We start from the raw sequence: 19788 nt of genomic DNA on the forward strand, positions 1-19788 counted from the left end.
CCAGACGGGACGCACGGTCCGGTGAGGTCCGGGCACCGGCGGCGTCATCCCAGCCGCGCGGGCGCGGGGCATGCCGAATTGCGGCAACGATGCTCTTGCGTTGCGGCGCGGCAGGCTGTAGGAAGCCGGCCTCGTCACCCGAGGGATGGGCGCGTAGCTCAGCGGTAGAGCATCGCCTTCACACGGCGGGGGTCACAGGTTCAATCCCTGTCGCGCCCACCATCCTTCCAATCGATCGGCCTCGCCCTTCCCGTCGCGCTGCGGCGGGCGCCGCCTGTGCGTTGGGGGCCTCTCGCGCCGGTGGATTGCTGGTTCACGGAACGTTCGATGTGCTGGCGGTCCGGGCGGCGGTCCGGGCGGTGGTCCGGGCGGTGGTCCGGGCGGTGGTCCGTGTCCGGCAGGGCCGGTCGGCTTCGCTTGCTTGCCGGCGCGATGCGCGCGGACAAGAAATGAAACCGGAAGCAAAGCGCGTGCTTCCTTCACGCGCCGCCTGCGCCCATCCGCCTTGCAGTTTCGTTCGCCACATTTATCATTTTGGTTGCTTGCGATCCCACCGAGGCACTAGAAAGCGTCGCGATTCTGCAACGTCGATGCGGCAACCAATGCGATCCATACGACAATGGTGGAGTGCTCAGAAGCTCCAGTCCCGCTTCATGGCGATCACGGGCGCCGGTCTCGTGCTGATCGCGGCGGGCGGCGTCGCCGCCGTCGGCGAACTGGAGTCCCGCGGCATCGAACAGCGGCTGGAAACGCTTTCCCGCAACGAAATGGCCTCGATGCACGCCCTGGTCCTTGGCGTCATGGAACGCCGGATCAGCGACCGTGACAACGTCGCCATCGACGTCTTCAACAAGTGGTTTGAGCAAAGGAACAAGGATTATCCGGGCCGGCTGTGGAGCGTCTGGTCGCCGCAGGTGACCGCCTACATGCACCGCACCGCCCCCGGCCGTGCCGCCAAGCGTCCGCGTGACGCCATGGATGAAGCGGCCCTGCGGACCGGCAAGACCGTCGCGGGCTTCGTCGACGGCGCCTATCGCTACAGCTTTCCCATCGTGCTCGGCGTCACCGCCGGCGCCGACCAGACGATCTGCCGCGCCTGCCATGGGGCCGGAATGGGAATCAAGGACGGCCAAACGATCGCAGTGTTTTCCAGCAGTCTTCCGGCCGCGGCCGAATTCGCGCGGCTGCGCGCCAATCTTCTGGCGATCGGCGCAGGCGGATTCGTTGCGGTGGCCGTGCTGATGCTGGCAATCCGCATGGTGTTCGTCAGGGTCATCAGCCGCCGGCTGAACCGGATGAACGGCGCCATGCTGCGTCTTGCCGAGGGCGACCGCACCGTCGTCATACCGCCCCACGAGCACGACGACGAAATCGGCGCCATGGCCAGCGCGCTGGAAGTGTTCAAGGCACATGCCGAGGAGGCCGCCCGGCTGACCGTCGAGAAGGAACGCGCGCAACAACGCCGCGAGCAGCGGCGGGCGGTGATCGAACAGGAAACCGCCGCGTTCGGCGTGTCGGTGTCGCGCATCATGCAGGCTTTGCTGGCCTCGGCCGACATGATGCGCCGGGCGGCCGAGACCATGGACAAGGCGGCGGGCGGCGTGCAGCGGCACGCATCCGAAACCGCAACAAATGCCGCGGCCGTGTTCGGCAACCTCGATGCCGTCTCTGCCTCGGTGACGGCGATAACGGCAAGTTTCGGCGAGATTTCCACTGCGCTTGATACCACGGCGACGATGGCCCACCAGGTATCGAGCCAGGCCGACGCGAACCAGCGCACCATGCAGGACCTGGCGGACGCCGTCACGCAGATTGGCGCTGTCCTGCAGATCATCGGCGACGTTGCCGCGCGCACCAATCTTCTCGCGCTGAATGCAACGATCGAGGCCGCGCGCGCGGGCGAGGCGGGACGCGGTTTCGCCGTGGTCGCCGGCGAGGTCAAGGCGCTGGCCACCCAGACGTCGAGCGCAACGCAGCAGATCGAAACCGAAATCGCCATGGTGCGGCAGGCGGCGTCCGCGGCGGCCGGCGCGATGCATGCGGTCGACGAAAGCATTGGCCGGATCGACGATGCCGCCGGCGAGATCGCCCGCACGCTCAGCCGGCAGGCCGCGGCGACCGAGGGTGTCGCGCACAATGTCCAGGCGGTGACCGCGGCAACCGACAGGACCGCGCATGCCATGGAGGCCGTGGCCGGCGATGCGGCCGAAGCCAACCATGTCAGCCAGGAGGTCCTGCTGGTCGCCGCCGAAGTCCGGCGGCTGGCCGACGAGCTTCAGGGCGAAGTGGCGCGCTTCCTCGCCGCGGTGAGTGACGATGCGCAGCTTACGGCCCCGGGGCAGGCGGCATGAGCACCCACGGATCGAACCCGATGCAAGCCAGGAATGGCGATGATCGTTTTGGAGACATGTCATGCGCCTGAACGAGCCGATCACGGATCGTGAGGTCCTGGTTCCCGAGAACGAAACAATCGTCTCCCGCACCGATACCGGCGGCCGCATCACGTTCGTCAACAAAACGTTCTGCGAGGTAAGCGGCTTCCGCGAAGACGAACTGATCGGCAAGCCGCACAACATCGTCCGCCACCCGCACATGCCCAAGGAAGGCTTCGCCAACCTTTGGGCCACCATCAAGAGCGGGCAGCCCTGGGACGGCCTGGTCAAGAACCGTTGCAAGTCCGGCGACTTCTACTGGGTGCGGGCCAATGTCACGCCCGTCGTCGAGAATGGCGCGATCGTCGGCTATGTCTCGATCCGCGACCGCCCCTCGCGTGAGGAGATCGCGCAGGCCGAGGACGCCTATGCGCGGATCAGGTCGGGCCAAGGGCGCGGCCTTTCCCTGCGCAGTGGCGCGCTGATCACCGTATCGTTCCGGTCCCGGATGTCCGAGGCCTGGCAGGCGATCGGCACGCGGCTTGCGCTTCTGCTGCTTGCCGTGCTGCTGGGGCTGTGCACCACGGCGGCCGCCGGGCTTGTGGGCATGGCGGCGTCCGATGGGGTGTTGCGCCAGGCCTGCCGGTGGATCATCGTTTCGGGGGCGCCGCTATGCGCGGTTCTGGCTGTTGCGGCGGGCTGGGGGGTGCAAAGCGCGCTGAAACAGTCGTTGCGGCAGATGACGCGCGACCTGACGGCGATCGCCGCCGATGACGGCACGCACCAGATCGTTGCGCCCAAGGCACGGGAATTCTGGGCGGTGTCCCGCGTGGCCCGGGCCGTCCAGGCCAGGACCGCGTTCGCACGCCACGCCCAGGCCGAGACGCAGCGGGCGATCGAGGAGGCGCGGGCCGTCGCCACCCGCAGCATGGCCGAAACGGTCGAGCGCGAAAGCCTCGCCGCCGTGCAGCGTGTCGCGGTGCAGACCATCGAGGCATTGCAGAACGCCGACGCGGCCGTCGGCGCCGCCACGCGGGTCACCACGAACGCCGATCAGGTCAACGCCGCTGCCCGGTCGTCGCTGATGAACGCGCAGACGGTCGGCGCGGCGGCGGAACAACTCGCCGCGTCGGTGCATGAGATCTCGGCGCAGATGATACGGGTCAGTGCCAACGCGCGCACCGCGGTGGAACAGAGCGCCAATGTGCGCGAAAGGATCCGGTCCCTTTCGGGTCTTTCCGAGAACATCGGCACCGTGGTCTCGCTGATCCGGGAAATCGCCGGAAAGACCAACCTGCTGGCGCTGAACGCGACCATCGAGGCGGCGCGGGCCGGCGACGCCGGGCGGGGCTTTGCCGTGGTCGCCGCGGAGGTGAAGAGCCTGGCGACCCAGACCGCCCGTTCGACCAACGAAATCAACAGCCAGATCACCGCCATTCAGGCGGCCAGCAAGGCGGCGGTCGATGCGGTCGAGGAGATCGCCGGAAGCGTCGACAGCACGGCGCAGGTTGCCGAGGCGGTGGCGGCCGCTGTCGAGCAACAGGCGATGGCGACAGCGGAAATTGCCCACAGCGCCAGCGAAACGGCCGAAGCCGCCCAGCATGTTTCAGACAGCATCCAGGACGTTTCCCGCGACTCCACGGATGCCGCGCGGCTCGTCGAGGCGATGCGCAGCGGCGCCGTTGCAACGTCGCGGCATATCGAGGCGCTTGAAACCGCGGTTGTCCGCGTGGTCAGGACGGCGACAACCTACGCCGATCGGCGCGGCGAGGAACGTATTGAAACCAATGAGGCGTGCGTCCTGGAAACCTCCAGCGGCAGGCGGCATGAATGCCGTTTGGCCGATATTTCCAGATCGGGCGCCAAAGTCCTGGACGCCGGCGTGCTGGGTGCCCAGGGACTTTCCCCCGCTGACCGGGGCGTGCTTTTCCTGCCGGGCGGAGGCCGCGAGGCCCGGGCCGGATTCGAGGTCCGGGGCGTTGGCGACAACGGGACGCTGCGCCTGCAGTTCATTTCGGGCCAGGTCTCGCAGTCCATCCAGGACCACGTCGCGCGGCTGGCCGGTCAGGATGGGAAGTCGCCGCGGGACGAACAAGCGGCCTGATGACGACATAGGCGAGGGGCGGGACTGCCGGCAGCAAGGGAATGTGCAGTTCCGGTCCCAAGGAATGGCGGGGCCGGGGGTGGTCCGGATGACCGCGCTCCGCCCTTGCTGCGGCGCCATCTCGCGCCGGATCTCACAACCGCGGCGGTTATGCTGATCGCCGAAGGCGTTCGACGCGGAACATCGAGCGACTGACAGCGGCCAGCCGGGTTGGCGATGGCGCTGAGCGACGGTGAATTCGTAATTCCAGGCACCATCTGATCGGAAGTGTCCGCGCCGCGCGCGGATGGAACCGCCTGAAACTTCTCGGTTGTCTCGTCTCGTTATCCGTGTAACTTCCCGTATTTCGCGACGAGGTTGGCGGATTCCCAAGAGTTTGATACGAGTCTACCAAATTGATCGTTGCCGGACGACAAAATTCCACATAGGATGCAGAAACCTTATGGCCAGGATCAATGGCTCCTGCGAGATGGCTACCAGGCGGTTCGTCAAGGAGTGGTCAGGCCAACGAGGTGTTGAGCACGGACGATTGCGACGATGGCCCCGTTTATATCGAGCAAAGACTTCGCACCTGGTATCGGCAATGCCGTATCCGCCCGCGGCCAGATACACGCCGAAGGGGACGGGCTTGATCTGGCGCCGTTCGCGGGCGCGAACCTGGACGCGCCGGCAAGTCCCGATGTCGTTGTCAATCCGGCCGCGCTTCTGGCCGCGTATGGAACGCAGGGCAAAGAGCAAACGGGTTTGCGGGAAGGTTGGCCCGCCATGGCGGCTTCGAGCCCCGCTTCGGCGCTGACCGCCCTGTCGTCGCTCGCCCGGCAGGTGACCGACTGTCAGGACCAGATCGAGCGCCTGAAGGCTTCAAGCCGATCGATCATCGAGCAACGTGATCAGTGGCGGCTGAGAGCCCAGCAGGCCGAGGCGCGGATGGCCGGCGCCGCACGGCCTGACACGGCTTCCGAGGAAGAAAGCCACTACATCGCCCTGAAACATCGCCTAGCGAAAATGCTCCATCCGGACAGCCCCTCCCGCTCGCTGGCGGACAAATCCGAATGTGAGGCGTTGTTCATCCGGATCTGGGAAGCGATCGACCAGATTGAGCAAGGCGGCACAGAACGGAAATAGAACGTCTGGTCATCATGTCGCCTTGACGTCACGCTGTCGTACATCCGGAACGGTGGTGCTCCATCAAGACGTTTCCCGCCGGCAAAGTTCCAGGCGGGTCAAGCCGTTTTCCGATAGACGCCAGCCCAGCCGGGCAGGGGGGTGAAAGCGGCCGTCAAACCCAGGGTGGTCTCGGCCCCGCCAAGCGCAAGGTAGCCGCCCGGCCTGGTACGAGCCGCCAGCGACGCCAGCACGGCTTTTTTTATCGGCGGCTCGAAGTAGATCAACACGTTGCGGCAGAAAATGATATCAAACGGACCCATGTTCTGCGGCAGGTCGAGCAGGTTCAGCGCCCGGAATTCGATATTTGCCCGCAGTTCGGTACGGACCCGCCATTCGCCGCCAAGGTCCTCGAAATATTTCACCAGACGCTGCACCGGCAATCCGCGCTGAACCTCGAACTGCGAGTAGATCCCGCTTCGCGCGCGTGCCAGAACCGGTTCGCAGATGTCGGAGCCGAGGATGCCGAACCGCCTGCCGCGCAGTTGCTGCTCCTCCTCGCGCATCGTCATAGCGATCGAATAGACTTCCTGGCCGCTCGAGCACGCAGCGGACCAGATCGCGATCGGCCGATCGGCGGGCACGCGGGAAACGAGATCCGGGATTATGACGCTCTTCAGCGCCTCGAACGGCTTTTGATCACGAAACCACAACGTCTCGTTGATCGTAAGAGCCGCGATCACCTGGCTCGCAAGGCTGCCCTTCGGCTGCGCGCGCAGGCGGTCGACCAAGCCGTCCAGGGTAGCAACGTTCCAGGATGTTAACTGCGGCTTCAAACGCGAGACAACGAGGTAATCCTTATCGGCGCCGAGATTGATGCCCGCGTTGTCACGCACGAAGCCGCGCAGGGCTTCCATCGCACCGCTCATGAGGATGCTCCTGCCAACGCGACGATTCTTTCTGCGAGAGAATTCAGTGGAAGTACCGACTCGCACAGCCCGGCCTGCGCGACCGCCCCGGGCATGCCCCAGACAACCGAGGTGGCTTCGTCCTGCGCCAGAACCGTACCCCCGGCTGCAACCAACGACCGGCATCCGGCAAGCCCGTCGTGTCCCATGCCGGTCAGGATCACGGCAATGGCCCGGCTGCCGAACAGTGCGGTTACGGAACGCAGCATGGGATCGACCGCGGGTTTGCAGAAATTCTCGGGCGGCCCGTCGTCGAGGACGCAGACCACGTCGTTGTCCATGCGCGAAAAAAGAAGATGGCGGCCTCCCGGAGCGATATGGATGCGGCCGGGCACCAGAGGCATCCCGTCGGCTGCCTGGACGGTGGGGAACGACGTGCTGCGTTCCAGATGTTCCGCGAGCAACTTGGTGAAGGCCGCCGGCATGTGCTGTGTGATGACGATCGGCTGGCGAATCCGTTTCCGAAGCGGGCCAAGCACGAGCGGCAATGCCTGCGGGCCTCCGGTCGAACTGCCGATCGCAATCAGTTCCGGAAGGCCGGTCCGCAATGTACGTGGCCGCATTGCGGCACCCGCCGGCGGACGCCGCGCGACCCTGGCCTTGCTCAGGACGGCTGCAAGCAAGGACTGGCAGAACGGCGATTGCGGCAGAACGGTCGTGATGTCGGGCGGCGGACGCAGGACATGAACCCGAGGCGTCAGGCTCTGGGAAGAAAGCCGGCTGTCATCGGTCAGAACAGCCACCTCGACCCCTGCATTGCGGGCCGAGTCCAGCACGTCCCTTACGAATCCGGTATCTTCGGCCGCTTCAACGATGATGAAATCGACATCCCCGCGCTGCAGCAGGCCGTTCGCCTGTGATGCCGAGGCGGCGTGGCCGATCACGTCGATACCCGAAGCGCTTGCCAGCAGGCGGCGTATGTGCATGCGGGTCCGAGGAGCCGTAATGGCGAGAAGCACGCGCACGACCCCGCTCGTCGTCGGCGCCCCTGCGGCGATTGTGTCGGACATCGTTCAGTTTACAAGTCCGATGGAGCGGAGCTTGTCTTCCAGAATAGCGCTGTCAAATGGTTTCATAACGTACTCGTCTGACCCGGCTTCCAAAGCCTGCTGAATATGGAGCAGGTCATTGTGAGTGCTGCAGAACAAAATCTTCGGCCCAGGCTCCGGATCGGCCCGCAAGGCCATTGCAACGCCGATCCCGTCCATTTCAGGCATTTCCCAGTCCAGCAGCAGAAGCGTGGGCATGCTCTGCCGGCAGATATCCAGCGCTTCCTGCCCGTCGCGCGCCTCGCGGCAGGCAAAGCCGAATGTCTCCAGTATGGAGCGGGCGATGCGGCGTATGATCGCACTGTCGTCGGCAATGACCGCGGTTTTCATGCTTGCTTGCCCGACTGAGCCTTGATGACGGCCAGGATGCGGTCAGGCTCCAGGGTCAGGAGCAGATGGTCCGGCAGCTTGAAGATTCCGTTGCTGATCGCCCTCCATCCGGCAGGGAAGGTAGGCGGCAACGGTTCCAGCGTGCTGCAAGGAAGAGTCATGACTTCACCGACATTGTCGACCATCAGGGCATAAAGCTCCTTGTCGTCGGCGATGACGACATTCAGCGCCCGGTCGGCCTCGGTGACCCGCTTCAGCCCGAGCACGACGGCAAGATCAAGAACCGTAACGATACGACCTCGCAGGTTGATCGAGCCCAGCACCGCTTCAGAGGTCAGCGGCACGGCCGCAACCTGTTGCGGTCCAAGAATATCATGGACATGCTTGACAGCCACGCCGAAGGCATGTTCGCCAAGCGACATGGTCACGAGCTCCAGCGTCGGCTCGACCGCCGCCAGGTCATGGGTCTGATTCATGATGCGATGGACTCAACCAGATTGAAATCATTGCCCGATGCAGCCGTGTGCTGCGCACCGCCGGCGAACAGGCTTGCGCCATACATGCCCTGATCCAGTCCCCCTTCATCGTTCTGCCCGAGGTAATAGGATACGTTGATGATGTCGGTCGGCTGTCCGTCCACGATGGCGGAGCCCAGGATGTCCGGGCGCCCGTAGTCGATCTCGATAGTTACGTTGCTCTCGGTGATATCCAGGATCTGATCGACGACCAGGCCGATGCGCCGCTGGCGGCGATCCAGGTGCGCGCCACGACGGCTGTCTGTCGGCTGCTCGTTGAACACCAGTACTGGTTGCGAGCCGTTGCTGCGCAGCATCAGGTCCGGGCTGGCAAGCACCAGCGACATCAGCCTGTCGCGGTAGTGCACCAGCATCTGTCCGCCACTGTGGCAGATCTGCTGGACCTCGACCTCCTCCAGCCTGGCGATCTCATCAAGCGGGATCGCCTTGCGGATACCCTCGCCCGCGCGAACAAGCAGAAGCTGCCGCCGATCGGAACCGCTGTCCCGCAACTCGTTGTTCCGTTTCAAAGGATCCGCTGTGTTCACCGCGAGATCGGCCTGGCCGAGATGATGCGCGACGCCGTTGGGATCGATGATCATGCAGACCGAGCCGTCGCCAAGGATCGTGTTGCCCGAGTAGACATTTATGCCTTTCAGCACGGGGGCGACCGGCTTGACGACGATTTCCTCGGTATCATAGACATGATCGACAATCAGGCCGAACCGCAGCGCGCCCGCCTGTATCACGATCACCACTTGGCCGGATGTATCGCCGGCGGTTTGGTCGAACCGCAGCAGGTGGCGCAGGTTGATCAACGGTAGCAGCCGATCGCGCAAGCGCAGCACCGCCGTTTCGCCGATGCGCTGTATCCGCGACACGCCGGAATCCGAGGTATTCACCAGTTCGACCACGGAAATCTGCGGCAGCGCGAATCGCGTGCCACTGCAGCCGACGATCAGCGCCGAAACGATCGCCAGCGTTAGCGGGATCTTCAGCATGAAGCGCGCGCCGCGGCCCGGTGTCGAACTTACGTCGATGGTGCCGCCGATCTTTTCGACATTGACGCGCACGACGTCCATGCCCACGCCCCGGCCCGATACGGCGGTCACGGTCGCCGCGGTGGAGAATCCCGGGCGCAGAATGAAATGGAAGACCTGCGCGTCCGACATCATTGCCAGCTCGGCTTCCGACGTCAGTCCTTCCTGGATCGCCTTGCGGCGTATCCGGTCGGCATCCAGCCCGCGCCCGTCATCGGTGATCTCGATGATGATGTGGCCGCCTTCGTGGAAGGCGTTCAGCCGGATTGTCCCCATCTCCGGCTTGCCGGCGGCGATGCGGTCGGCGGGCGATTCGATGCCGTGGTCCGCGCCATTGCGGATGATGTGGGTCAGGGGGTCCTTGATCAGCTCCAGCACCTGGCGATCCAGCTCGGTGTCCGAACCTTCCATTTCCAACTGGATCTTCTTCCCGAGTTCCCGGGACAGGTCGCGTATCATGCGCGGCAGCGTCGACCACACATTGCCGATCGGCTGCATCCGCGTCTTCATGACGCTCTCCTGCAGCTCGGAGGTGATCAGCGACAGGTGCTGCAGCGGCGTGGCAAACGCGCTGTCCTTTTCGCTGCGCAGGATCTGCAGCAGCTGGTTCCGCGTCAGGACAAGTTCCGATACGGACGTTATCAACGTCTCCAGCAGATTGACGCCGACACGGATTGTCTGGATGCCGGCGACAGGCTCGCGCGCCGGTCGTTCCGGTTCGGCGGTTGCCTGGACCGCCGCGGGCTCCTCCGGCGCGGCCGGGCCAGCCGATACGGGCTGGGGCGGCGGCGGACTGGTGCCGGAAACCTTCGGCGCCGGTGGGTCGTTGGCCGGCGCCGCCGTATCCGGGGTTTGCGGCGGCATGCGGTGCCGGGCATCCAACTCTTCCAGAAGCGCCGCATAGTCCTCCGGGCCTTCGCCCCCGCCGGTTTCGATAGCAACGATGATGCTCTTGATGGCGTCGACGCACCGCAGGATCGTGCTGATCACCTCCGGGGTTGCCGTCATCGTGCCATCGCGCAGCCTGCCCAGGACGTTTTCCCCGGCATGGGCAACGCGCCCCAGTTTGGTCAGGCCGAGAAAGCCTGATGTCCCCTTGATCGTGTGAAGGGTACGAAAAATACTGCTGATGAGGCCCTTATCGTTGGGAGCCGCTTCCAGCCGGACGAGATCGTTGTCCAGGGCAGCCAGCGCCTCGGCGGTTTCCACCAGGAAGTCCTTCAAGAGTTCGTCCATGTCTTCGATCCGCCGCTGTCCCGCTTTGCGAAAATCTGTGTTGGAGGCCGAATTAGCACACCAGCCAAACGCAAGGGAACGAGAACCCGAACGTTTGCGAAAATATTTTGCTGTCCCAAGCGAAACCATTTGTGCTAGACACCGCCCAACAAAGCCCATTCCAGCGGAGAATATCGTGAAAGTCCTTGTTGTTGATGATTATCCTACCATGCGGCGCATTTTGCGAAATCTGTTGGTCCAGATCGGGATCACGGACGTCGAGGAAGCCGGCTCCGGCGCTGAGGCTCTTGCGAAACTACAGATTGCCAACGTCGATCTGGTGATCTCCGACTGGAACATGGAGCCGATCACCGGGCTCGAGCTGCTGAAGAAGGTCCGCGGCAACGCGGCAACGCTCGGCCTGCCGTTCATTATGGTTACCGCTGAAAGCAAGACGGAAAACGTGATCGAAGCGAAGAAGGCCGGCGTCAGCAACTACATTGTCAAGCCCTTCACGGCGGACACGCTGAAGTCGAAGATCGCGGCTGTGATGGGATAACGGACTATGCAGACGGTTGAAGATGCCCGTCCCGGGCAAGGCAGGTCGGCAGCCGATCTGGCAGGTCGGTTGGAGAAGATCACCGACCAGCTGCAGAGAGAGATCGGCCGCCTTTCCGCCATGGAACCGATCAGCACCGCTGAAAAGCAGCTTTCGGTGCTGCACGAGGAACTGGATGGCATCGCACACCTGATCGCCGAAACGCGCACCGAGATTGCCGGTCTGCAGCCGTCAGGCATCGCCTACTCCCATCTCACTGGCGCATCGGACGAGCTCGACGCGGTGGTCGGCGCGACGGAACGGGCCGCTGTCGAAATCATGGTTTCGGCCGAGCGCGCACAGGAGGCGGCGCAACGATTGCGCAACCTCGCCGATCTGCCAACGCAGGCGTTGCGCGATCTCGACGAGATCGAGTCTGCGTCGGTGGATATCTTCATGGCTTGTTCGTTCCAGGATCTTACCGGCCAGCGCATCCGCAAGGTCGTCAACGCTCTTGCTTATATCGAGAAGCGCGTCACGACATTGACGCTGCTGTGGCAGGCTGTCCCGGGCCAGGACGTCGGCGCGCCTCGGTTGGACCATCGCGAGGACGCCCATCTGCTGAATGGCCCGAACGACTCGGGTCTGCAACAGGATGACATCGACATGCTGCTGAACGGTGCCGCGGCCTCCACGACGGCCGGCCAGGACGACATCGATGCACTTTTCGCGGATGTTGCAAAACCGGCGCATTAGCCTGGAGGAAGGCATTGCCGTTTCTGAAATATTACAAGGCGGCGTCCGGACGTTCGGGCCGGCGGCCCTAACGTGCGGGCAGGCGCGCATCGGCATGGCAACCCCAGCTATCATTTCTCCTGCTGTCGTCACGCAGAACGCTCGTCTGCCTTCTGCAGGTGGCGGGCGGAACAAGACGGCCGTCCGCTTCGATGCGATGATTCCTGGGGGCCGGTCCGGCGACGCCGCGCAGGACGGCGGCCCGGCCGGTTCCCGGGCTTCGTCGCGGCAGGCACAGTCGCAGGCCGAAGGCCTTCATCCGGACGGGAATGCTGACGGGGCGCCGGCTGAACGAGGCGCCGCCGGCCGGTTGACCGAACAGCGTCCTCCGGCCCGAACCGGACATAAGCCGTCGCCGGACAAGAATGCGTCCGCCTCCGGCCACGACCAGTCCGCCGCAAGCGGTGGCGCGGGCACGGCCGCGCCGGTCGCCGGGTCCGGTGGCTCCATGCCGCCCCTGAGCCAAATCCCAATGGCAGGGCTGGGCGTTCCGCGGGCTGACGTTGCGATTCAAGGTCAGCAGCCGCCATCGGATCAGACATCTGTTCCGGCCGCAACGAATCGTTTGTCGCCTGCGGGGCCTGTCGGCAAGGCCGCGCCGGCGCAGTCCGCGGCTGTGCCGGGGCAGGTGGTTTCCGCGTCAACCGGCCCTGCGAACCCGCAGGCCGGTGCGCAAGGCGCCTCGGCACCGCCGGCGCAGTCCGCGGCTGTGTCGGGGCAAGTGGTTTCCGCGTCAACCAGCCCTGCGAACCCGCAAGCCAGTGCGCAAGGCGCCTCGGCACCATCGGCGCGGTCCGCGGGTGTGCCGGAGCAAGTGGTTTCCTCATCAACCAGCCCTGCGCACCCGCGGGCCGGTAAACAAGGCGCCTCGGCACTGTCCGCGGCTGCCTCCGGGCAAGTGGTTTCCTCATCAACCAGCCCTGCGCACCCGCAGGCCGGTGCGCAAAGCGCCTCGGCACCGCCGGCGCAGTCCGCGGCTGTGCCGGGGCAAGTGGTTCCTGCGGCAACCAGTCCTGCGTCCCCGCAGGCCGGTGCGCAAAGCGCCTCGGCACCGCCGGCGCAGTCCGCGCCCATGCCAGGGCAAGTGGTTCCTGCGGCAACCAGTCCTGCGTCCCCGCAGGCCGGTGCGCAAAGCGCCTCGGCACCGCCGGCGCAGTCCGCGCCCATGCCAGGGCAAGTGGTTCCTGCGGCAACCAGTCCTGCGTCCCCGCAGGCCGGTGCGCAAAGCGCCTCGGCACCGCCGGCGCAGTCCGCGCCCATGCCAGGGCAAGTGGTTCCTGCGGCAACCAGTCCTGCGTCCCCGCAGGCCGGTGCGCAAAGCGCCTCGGCACCGCCGGCGCAGTCCGCGCCCATGCCAGGGCAAGTGGTTCCTGCGGCAACCAGTCCTGCGTCCCCGCAGGCCGGTGCGCAAGGCCCCTCGGCACCGTCGGCGCAGTCCGCGCCCATGCCGGGGCAAATGGTTCCTGCGGCAACCAGTCCTGCGTCCCCGCAAGCCGGTGCGCAAGGCCCCTCGGCACCGTCGGCAGCGTCATCGTTTCATGCGGCCGCTGGCCAAGTGTCCCCGGCGACCGGCAGCGCCGCCGTGGCCACGACAGTTGCGTCGGCGGCTAATGCGATTCCGACACAGGTCGGCCCGTCCAGGCCAGCGCCTGCCGTTAAGGCCGGCACGCATGGGGTTGCGCAGCAGTCCCAGGGCAGCGATGCCACGGGATCCGATGCCAACGGTTCCGCCGGCAGCACCGCATCGCCGGCAAGTTTCAATCCGCAACAGATTTCCCAGCCAACCGACCCATCGGCTGCTGCCGTTGCGCCGTCTGGCCAGGCAACGACCGGGCCCGTGCAAGCTGACGGAACCGGCCGCGCACCGACCTCCCGCGCCGGCGATGCGGCCGATCCGGGCGCGCAGGGCCTGGTGTCGATTTCCGCAAGTGTCCCGGGCCCTCAGGCCAACGCTCCAATGTCCGCGCCGGCGACGCCGAATGTGCCCGGACCCATACCGGGCGGGTCCGTGACTCCGGAACAAACCCAGGCACTGCTCGCGGCCCGGCTGGTTCGCGCCGTGCACGACGGGCAAAACGCGCTGAGCGTGGAGTTGCATCCCGCGGAACTCGGACGAATCGAGGTGAATCTGCAGTTCCATGCCGACGGCGTCGGCGTGCAGATGACGGTCGATCGGCGGGAAACGTTCGACTCCTTCACCCGAGACCGTTCCGGCCTGGAGCAGCAGTTGAGCCAGGCGGGCATCAACCTGGGAAGTGGTGGGCTCAATCTGCGCTTCGGCTCGCCATCCGGCCGGCCGATGCCGGGTGAACGCACCGCATCCGTCCGGTCCGGTTATGTGGCGGCGGCGCAACCAGTTTCTTCATCCCGGCCGGCGTCGCCGATCAGACGCGACGGCCGTGTCGATATCCTTGCCTGAAGCAAAGGAGGAGATTCATTATGTCAACGACGACTTCGGCAACCTCGGCTTCCTCGTTAAACGCGCTGACCGGAACCGCGGCGACAACCCAGGTGGGGACGAACGCCAACGATTCGCAAATGAACGAATTCCTCACGCTTCTGACGGCGCAGCTGAAAAACCAGGATCCGACCAATCCGACCGATCCGACGCAATTCGTCGCGCAGCTCGCGCAGTTCTCCACCGTGCAGCAATTGACGCAGAGCAACACGACGCTCAACGCGATGTCCCAGTCCCTGTCCGGCATGGCGCTTGGGCAATATGCGGGAATGATCGGTCAAACGGTGACATCGAACGCAACGACGGTAAGCGTGCCGGCGTCGGGCAGTCCTTCGGCATCGATCAACTTCACCGCCTCGTCCGGATCGCTGTCGAACGTGCAGATTCAGGTCACCAACTCGTCCGGCACCGTCGTCAATACGATTCCGGTCAGTGGCGCATCCGGCTCGTTCACGTTCAATTCCGTGGACAGCCAGGGCAACGCGCTCCCCGCCGGGGACTACACCCTGTCGTTGGTCGGCACCGGCGCGACCGGCAAGTCCCAGTCGGCCGGATCGCTGTCGATGAGCAGCCAGGTTACCGGCGCGGTGCAGGAAACCGGCGGGACATGGGGCCTGCAACTGCGGAATGGCCTGACCGTTGCCGCAACGACGCTGACCTCGATGCAATAGGGGAAAAGGCCGCCGCGCCGTTCGTTGCAATCGCGGCGGGACTGCTTCTCGTTCTGCTGGCAACGATCTCGCGCGGCGGGCGGGGAACGCTCAGACGGCGAGAAGGGGCGGGGCCTGATAGTGACCGCCTGCCGAAGGGCCAGGCACGTCGTCACGCAGCCACGACAGGCCGGCAAATCCGTGCTCCGTGCCCGAGGGCACGCGAAGCGCAAAGCCCAGTCCGCGAACCGTCACCACCAGCTTGTCGGCTGCGAACGGCACCAGTTTCCGGCGCAGGCCGCCGACGATGCGGGTGACCGTCTTCCGGCTGGGATCGCTGATGACCTCGTGCAGCCGCTGCTGGATCGTTTCGATGCGGACCGGCGCGCCGTTGCGGACGGCAAGCAGCTCAAGCACGGAGAATTCCGCGTCCGTTACCTGGATGCAGGCATCTCCCGCGCGAACCCGGCGGTTCGCCGGATCGAGTGTCAGCGGGCCGATGCGCAATGCGGCAGGCGCGGTCCTCGGGCCGCTCTGCATGACGGCCTCCAGGCTGGCAACGATCTCCGCCTGATCGAGCGGAAGCGCAACCATCCCATCGGCGCCAAGCGCCAGCGTCCGCTGACGGGCATCCGGTGTCGTGCGGGCCGCTATCGCCAGAATCGGCTGGTCCACCCCGGACGCGCGCAAGGCACAGGTTGCCTCCTGTCCCAGCAGGTCGGGCCGCAGGTCCACGACGATGGCATCGACAACGTGGGCATGCAGCACCGCCAGAGCCGCGGCGACGCTGCCGGCGCGGACGACCAGGTGGCCCGCCCTGCCCAGCGCGTGGGCGACCCGGGCCTGGCCTGCCAGTTCGTTGTTCAGCAGCAGAACGGTGCGCGATCCGTCCCGTCCCTGCGCCAGCCGCGAACACCCGTCCGTCAGGGAAGCCATGGTTGCACCGGTAACGACAAGCCTGGCGGGATCGGGAATGAACATCGGTCTTGGCTACCTATGACAACGGTTCTGCCGGCCCTGGCCCAGGCCGGCGCTCGCGCCGGGAACGGAGACGCCGGCAATATCGTGTGTCTGCGTCTCTATGTTGTGGAGATGTGTTCGGTTTTGTGGGGCACCGGCGGTGGCAGGATCGTGGGCTCGGGCGATGGTGCCGGCGCGAAGCCGGTGAACAGATAGCCTTGTTGCCGCGCCGACTTGATGACGATGGGTTGCTCGGGGTCCGGTTCCAGGCGCCGGCGCAGCCGCACGATCAGGCTGTCGATCGCGCGGTCGCCCGGGCGGTACGGCCGATCGAACACGGCCTCGGTCAGGATGTCGCGGCTGAGCGGCTCGCCGCGGGCTTCGACCAGGGCGCGCAGCAGGGTGAACTCGGCGAAGGTCAGGCGGCACGGCGAGCCGTCGGGCCGATAAAGCTCGTGCTCCGCCACCCGCAGATCCCAGGCGGCCTGTTCGCGGGCGGCGGGCGCGGCGGCTGTGGCGAACGTGCGCGTCCGCCGCAGGACGGCCCTGATCCGCGCGAGGATTTCCCGGGGCATGGCAGTCTTGTGGATATAGTCGTCCGCTCCAAGTTCGAGCCCCAGGATTCGATCGACCGGGTCGTTTATGCCGGTCAGGATCACGCACGGAACGTCCGAGACGCCGCGGACGGCCCGCAGCACGTCGGTTCCGCTTATCGCCCCCAGGCGCTGGTCGATCAGCAGCAGGATTGGCTGCAGTTCGGCCATCATGGCCAGGACCTTGTCGGGCCTGACAACGCATTCGCAGGTGAAGCCGTGGTCCTCGAGGAAAGCCGCCAGTTCTTCGCCGAAGGCCGGATCGTCGTCAATCAGCAGGATGGTATCGGCCATGTTCATTCCGTTCATCAGGCGCGCCCTCGGCGAGTGTTCGGGGTGCAACGATACTGTCTCCGGCAGCTGCGTTCGAAGCGCGCCGGAAGGTCAGGCGCAGAATGGCTCCACCGCCGTCCGCATTCAACGCTGCAATTGTACCGCCAAACGAACGCATGATGCCATGACAAATTGACAGGCCGAGACCGGTTCCTTTGCCGACATCTTTTGTCGTAAAGAACGGATCGAACATGCGCCCCAACACCGTTTCCGGAATTCCCAGGCCGGCATCCCGGACATCCAGCACAACGGTTCCCGCGGCCGGGTTCCCGGCGGCGGTGATGGTGATCCGGCACGGCACTTCGGACGGATTGGTGGCCATCGCGTCGCGCGCGTTCAGCATCAGGTTGAGCAGCACCTGCTCGGCCAGCACCTTGCGCGCCAGGACCTGCGGCAGGTCGTCCGGCAGATCGATGCGGACCGTGACGCCGGCGTTATGCAGCGCGTTGGCAACCAAAGTCATCGCGCCATCCACGACCGCTGCGACATCCACCAGGCCGAGCTGGTCTTCGTCCTTGCGGCCGAAGATGCGAAGGTGATCGACGATCGTGCGCGCCCGGCTGGCCTGTTCCGCGATGCGCTTCATGCGCTGGACGGCAAACGCGATTCCGCCCGCGCCTTTGGTTCCCAGCGCGCGTGAGGCGTTCTCGGCGGCCAGCGACATGATGGCAATCGGCTGGTTCAGTTCGTGCCCCAGTCCTGCGGCCATCTCGCCCAGCGTGGCCAGCTTGGCGGTGGCGATGGTCTGGGCGCGCAGGCTGCGCTCTTCGGTAATGTCTGAAATATAACCAACTATCTCCATGTCGGACATGCACCTGCCGTCCAGCACCCGGGCCTGGTCGCGCAGCCACATGGTCGTGCCATCGGGCCGGCGGAAGCCGTATTCGATCGTTGCTTCTCCGGAATTCAGCACCGCCTGGTAATGCGCTTTCCAGGCTTCGGCGTCAACGTCCTCCACCCGTTCCGTCCAATCCGATCGGTTGACAAGACGGGAGTTCGGCCAACCGGTCAGCCGCTCGACATTTTCGGAAATACTGAAGCGCACGATGCGTCCGTTCCAGGCCACGCAGGCGGAATACACCGCGGCCGGCAGGCCGGCGAGAAGCCGCGTGATCTGGGCGCGGGCGATTTCCGCGGCCTCGCCCCGGCTGCGGCTGATCCGCAGTTCCGCGCGCGACCGCCGCCGCACCGCTCGCAGCACCATCACCGCCCACAAGGCGACGGTCAACAACGGGGCGCTCAGCATCGCGACGTGAACCGACCGGGCCAGCGACGCGACGTCGGCCAGTTCGCTTCTGGCGTCGAGTGCAACGACGACCAGCAGCGGCGTCGCGCCGACGATCCGATACGCCGCCAGCATCGGCCGCCCGGTGACCGTGCTGACCATGCGCAGCGTGCCGATCGGCCTGGTCCGCGCGGCCACGATCACCGGATGGTCGGGCTGGCCCGGGCGCGCCAGTTGCCGCTCGGCGTCGAAGCTGCGCGCGACAAGGCGGCCATCCGGGAAGCGCAATACCACGGAAACGCTGTTCTCGCCGAAGCGCAGGTTTGCCAGCGTATTGGACAGCTTGATCGGATCGAACGAAACGACCGAGACGCCGTCGAACCCACCGTGGTCGTTCAGCAAGGGACGGGTCAGTTGCACGCTCCAGCGCCCGGATGCCCGGCCGATCGACGGCGTGCTGATGAAGAGTCCGGTTTCGCCGTTGCGGTGAACCAGGAAATGCTCGCGGTCGCCCAGGTACATCGGGTCCTTGCCGGACGGCGTGGTCCAGGACAGCCAGCCTGCCGCGTTGATGGTGGATACCTGCAGCACCCCGAACTGCTCGGCATGGACCAGCCCGCGCAGATGCTCGGCGATCGCCGCGGCGCCCGCTTCGTCGCCGCTGCGCAGCAGGTTTTCCCGGGTCTGCGTCAGCGCCTGGATTCCCTCGACCGCCTCGATCGAGCGAAGCAGGGTCTGCTCCAGGGCCTCGGCGGCCACGGCGGCGCGGGTCAGCGCGGCATTTTCGCGTTGGGCGCGGAACTGATCGATATACGACTCGCCCAGGCGCCAGCTTGCCGTCGCGACCACGGCCAGCGCCATCGCGCCGAACGCAAGGTGCGCCAGCCATGATCTCAGGGCGCCGCGGATGGCGGGCACGATCTGGAGGGAGGGAAAAAGTAACATGCCGCCCGAAACTACTTGCTTCCGCTCGCAGCAGAATGCTTACCTCACAGCCAAAAATTCATACCGAAGTCAACCGAAAGTTGCTGTGGCCATGGGGCTCCGGGTTCTTATTGTCGACGATGAGACATTTCTGGCCGAGGAGATCGCCGCCGCGCTGGATTTCATGTGCCTTCCGACGATAACCGCCGGATCCGCGCGGGAAGCGATCTCGATCCTGCAGGCGCACGCCGATATCGGCGTCGTGGTCAGCGACGTCCGGATGCCGCAGGCAAACGGCACCGACCTGGCCCGTCATGTGCTGGCAGGCCGGGATGATTCCAGGGCCGTGGACGTCATCCTGATGACCGGATGTTCCACCGACGTCGACGTCACCGGGATCGCCGGCTGCATCGGCAAGCCGTTCCTGGTGGAGGACCTGGCGGCCATGGTCGGCAAGTCGATCGAGTCTGTCAGCCTGCGCCGCAACGGCCGGACATGATCCGTTAGTTTACGATACAGTACGATACTCCTTGCTGAATCGTTCCATAACGCCTTATTGTAGTTCGTTCCATGCTGGGGGCAGCACCGGCCGCCGGAACCGGCAACACAACGCAA

The 19788-nt window shown here is 65.5% G+C and carries 16 protein-coding genes and 1 tRNA gene; 9 read left to right on the top strand and 8 right to left on the bottom strand.

The genetic code is table 11. From position 1 onward, the window contains the following. Positions 1-147 precede the first annotated feature (147 nt). The 4 genes from CCS01_RS26825 (at position 148) to CCS01_RS26840 (ending at position 5601) form a co-directional block, all read left to right on the top strand. Positions 148-222, top strand: a tRNA-Val gene (locus CCS01_RS26825). 380 nt (positions 223-602) lie between these two features. Beyond that, a complete protein-coding gene (locus tag CCS01_RS26830) occupies positions 603-2351 on the top strand; it encodes a methyl-accepting chemotaxis protein (protein WP_158258622.1) in 1749 nt (582 codons plus the stop codon). Between the two features lie 61 nt (positions 2352-2412). Next, positions 2413-4476: a methyl-accepting chemotaxis protein gene (locus CCS01_RS26835; RefSeq protein ID WP_104521834.1), complete on the top strand. Its 2064-nt coding sequence runs from the start codon at positions 2413-2415 to the stop codon at positions 4474-4476. A gap of 537 nt (positions 4477-5013) precedes the next feature. Next, a complete protein-coding gene (locus CCS01_RS26840; RefSeq protein WP_104521835.1) occupies positions 5014-5601 on the top strand; it encodes a J domain-containing protein in 588 nt (195 codons plus the stop codon). A 98-nt stretch (positions 5602-5699) separates the two neighbouring features. On the opposite strand, the gene CCS01_RS26845 is transcribed toward CCS01_RS26840, so the two are convergent. From CCS01_RS26845 to CCS01_RS26865, 5 genes are read right to left on the bottom strand one after another with little or no spacing between them, the layout of a single operon-like run. Beyond that, positions 5700-6509 carry a CheR family methyltransferase gene (locus CCS01_RS26845; RefSeq protein ID WP_104521836.1) on the bottom strand — a complete coding sequence of 270 codons (810 nt, stop codon included), beginning with the start codon at positions 6507-6509 and terminating at the stop codon, positions 5700-5702. Continuing rightward, a complete protein-coding gene (locus tag CCS01_RS26850; RefSeq protein ID WP_104521837.1) occupies positions 6506-7558 on the bottom strand; it encodes a chemotaxis protein CheB in 1053 nt (350 codons plus the stop codon). Before CCS01_RS26850 ends, CCS01_RS26845 begins: the two co-directional genes overlap by 4 nt. A gap of 3 nt (positions 7559-7561) precedes the next feature. After that, complete coding sequence (locus CCS01_RS26855) at positions 7562-7927, bottom strand: response regulator (RefSeq protein ID WP_104521838.1); 366 nt, start codon at positions 7925-7927, stop codon at positions 7562-7564. Then, entirely contained in the window at positions 7924-8349 is a 426-nt protein-coding gene (locus CCS01_RS26860; RefSeq protein ID WP_158258623.1) for a chemotaxis protein CheW, read from the bottom strand. Before CCS01_RS26860 ends, CCS01_RS26855 begins: the two co-directional genes overlap by 4 nt. Positions 8350-8399: 50 nt before the next feature. Beyond that, complete coding sequence (locus CCS01_RS26865) at positions 8400-10718, bottom strand: chemotaxis protein CheA (RefSeq protein WP_158258624.1); 2319 nt, start codon at positions 10716-10718, stop codon at positions 8400-8402. Between the two features lie 175 nt (positions 10719-10893). On the opposite strand from CCS01_RS26865, the gene CCS01_RS26870 reads away from it, so the two are divergent. The 4 genes from CCS01_RS26870 (at position 10894) to CCS01_RS26885 (ending at position 15159) form a co-directional block, all read left to right on the top strand. Continuing rightward, complete coding sequence (locus tag CCS01_RS26870) at positions 10894-11256, top strand: response regulator (RefSeq protein ID WP_170114672.1); 363 nt, start codon at positions 10894-10896, stop codon at positions 11254-11256. 6 nt (positions 11257-11262) lie between these two features. Continuing rightward, positions 11263-11991 (top strand): protein phosphatase CheZ, encoded by a 729-nt coding sequence (locus CCS01_RS26875; protein ID WP_104521841.1) that lies wholly within the window; start codon positions 11263-11265, stop codon positions 11989-11991. Between the two features lie 1621 nt (positions 11992-13612). Continuing rightward, on the top strand, positions 13613-14449 hold the full coding sequence (locus CCS01_RS33990; RefSeq protein ID WP_158258625.1) for a flagellar hook-length control protein FliK: 837 nt from the start codon (positions 13613-13615) through the stop codon (positions 14447-14449). A gap of 20 nt (positions 14450-14469) precedes the next feature. Beyond that, positions 14470-15159 (top strand): flagellar hook assembly protein FlgD, encoded by a 690-nt coding sequence (locus CCS01_RS26885; RefSeq protein WP_104521843.1) that lies wholly within the window; start codon positions 14470-14472, stop codon positions 15157-15159. 90 nt (positions 15160-15249) lie between these two features. On the opposite strand, the gene CCS01_RS26890 is transcribed toward CCS01_RS26885, so the two are convergent. The 3 genes from CCS01_RS26890 to CCS01_RS26900 all read right to left on the bottom strand — a co-directional run bounded on the left by CCS01_RS26890 (position 15250) and on the right by CCS01_RS26900 (position 19194). Continuing rightward, entirely contained in the window at positions 15250-16074 is an 825-nt protein-coding gene (locus CCS01_RS26890) for a response regulator transcription factor (protein ID WP_158258626.1), read from the bottom strand. 143 nt (positions 16075-16217) lie between these two features. Then, positions 16218-16985, bottom strand: coding sequence for a response regulator transcription factor (locus CCS01_RS26895; RefSeq protein ID WP_158258627.1), 768 nt, complete (start codon positions 16983-16985; stop codon positions 16218-16220). Beyond that, positions 16960-19194: an ATP-binding protein gene (locus CCS01_RS26900; protein ID WP_104521846.1), complete on the bottom strand. Its 2235-nt coding sequence runs from the start codon at positions 19192-19194 to the stop codon at positions 16960-16962. Before CCS01_RS26900 ends, CCS01_RS26895 begins: the two co-directional genes overlap by 26 nt. On the opposite strand from CCS01_RS26900, the gene CCS01_RS26905 reads away from it, so the two are divergent. After that, positions 19157-19672 carry a response regulator gene (locus CCS01_RS26905; protein WP_104521847.1) on the top strand — a complete coding sequence of 172 codons (516 nt, stop codon included), beginning with the start codon at positions 19157-19159 and terminating at the stop codon, positions 19670-19672. The genes CCS01_RS26900 and CCS01_RS26905 overlap by 38 nt on opposite strands. Positions 19673-19788 lie beyond the last annotated feature (116 nt).

The organism is Rhodopila globiformis, from assembly GCF_002937115.1.
Classification (GTDB): Bacteria; Pseudomonadota; Alphaproteobacteria; order Acetobacterales; family Acetobacteraceae; genus Rhodopila; species Rhodopila globiformis.

What these genes read in the sequence shown, in the direction of transcription:
- CCS01_RS26835 (WP_104521834.1), top strand. Translation starts at nt 2,413, where the DNA reads ATGCGCCTGAACGAGCCGATCACGGATCGTGAGGTCCTGGTTCCCGAG.
- CCS01_RS26895 (WP_158258627.1), bottom strand. Translation starts at nt 16,985, where the DNA reads ATGGCCGATACCATCCTGCTGATTGACGACGATCCGGCCTTCGGCGAA.
- CCS01_RS26875 (WP_104521841.1), top strand. Translation starts at nt 11,263, where the DNA reads ATGCAGACGGTTGAAGATGCCCGTCCCGGGCAAGGCAGGTCGGCAGCC.
- CCS01_RS26840 (WP_104521835.1), top strand. Translation starts at nt 5,014, where the DNA reads ATGGCCCCGTTTATATCGAGCAAAGACTTCGCACCTGGTATCGGCAAT.
- CCS01_RS26860 (WP_158258623.1), bottom strand. Translation starts at nt 8,349, where the DNA reads ATGTCGCTTGGCGAACATGCCTTCGGCGTGGCTGTCAAGCATGTCCAT.
- CCS01_RS26890 (WP_158258626.1), bottom strand. Translation starts at nt 16,074, where the DNA reads ATGGCTTCCCTGACGGACGGGTGTTCGCGGCTGGCGCAGGGACGGGAC.
- CCS01_RS26865 (WP_158258624.1), bottom strand. Translation starts at nt 10,718, where the DNA reads ATGGACGAACTCTTGAAGGACTTCCTGGTGGAAACCGCCGAGGCGCTG.
- CCS01_RS26885 (WP_104521843.1), top strand. Translation starts at nt 14,470, where the DNA reads ATGTCAACGACGACTTCGGCAACCTCGGCTTCCTCGTTAAACGCGCTG.
- CCS01_RS26850 (WP_104521837.1), bottom strand. Translation starts at nt 7,558, where the DNA reads ATGTCCGACACAATCGCCGCAGGGGCGCCGACGACGAGCGGGGTCGTG.
- CCS01_RS26830 (WP_158258622.1), top strand. Translation starts at nt 603, where the DNA reads ATGCGATCCATACGACAATGGTGGAGTGCTCAGAAGCTCCAGTCCCGC.
- CCS01_RS26905 (WP_104521847.1), top strand. Translation starts at nt 19,157, where the DNA reads ATGGCGGGCACGATCTGGAGGGAGGGAAAAAGTAACATGCCGCCCGAA.
- CCS01_RS26845 (WP_104521836.1), bottom strand. Translation starts at nt 6,509, where the DNA reads ATGAGCGGTGCGATGGAAGCCCTGCGCGGCTTCGTGCGTGACAACGCG.
- CCS01_RS26855 (WP_104521838.1), bottom strand. Translation starts at nt 7,927, where the DNA reads ATGAAAACCGCGGTCATTGCCGACGACAGTGCGATCATACGCCGCATC.
- CCS01_RS26900 (WP_104521846.1), bottom strand. Translation starts at nt 19,194, where the DNA reads ATGTTACTTTTTCCCTCCCTCCAGATCGTGCCCGCCATCCGCGGCGCC.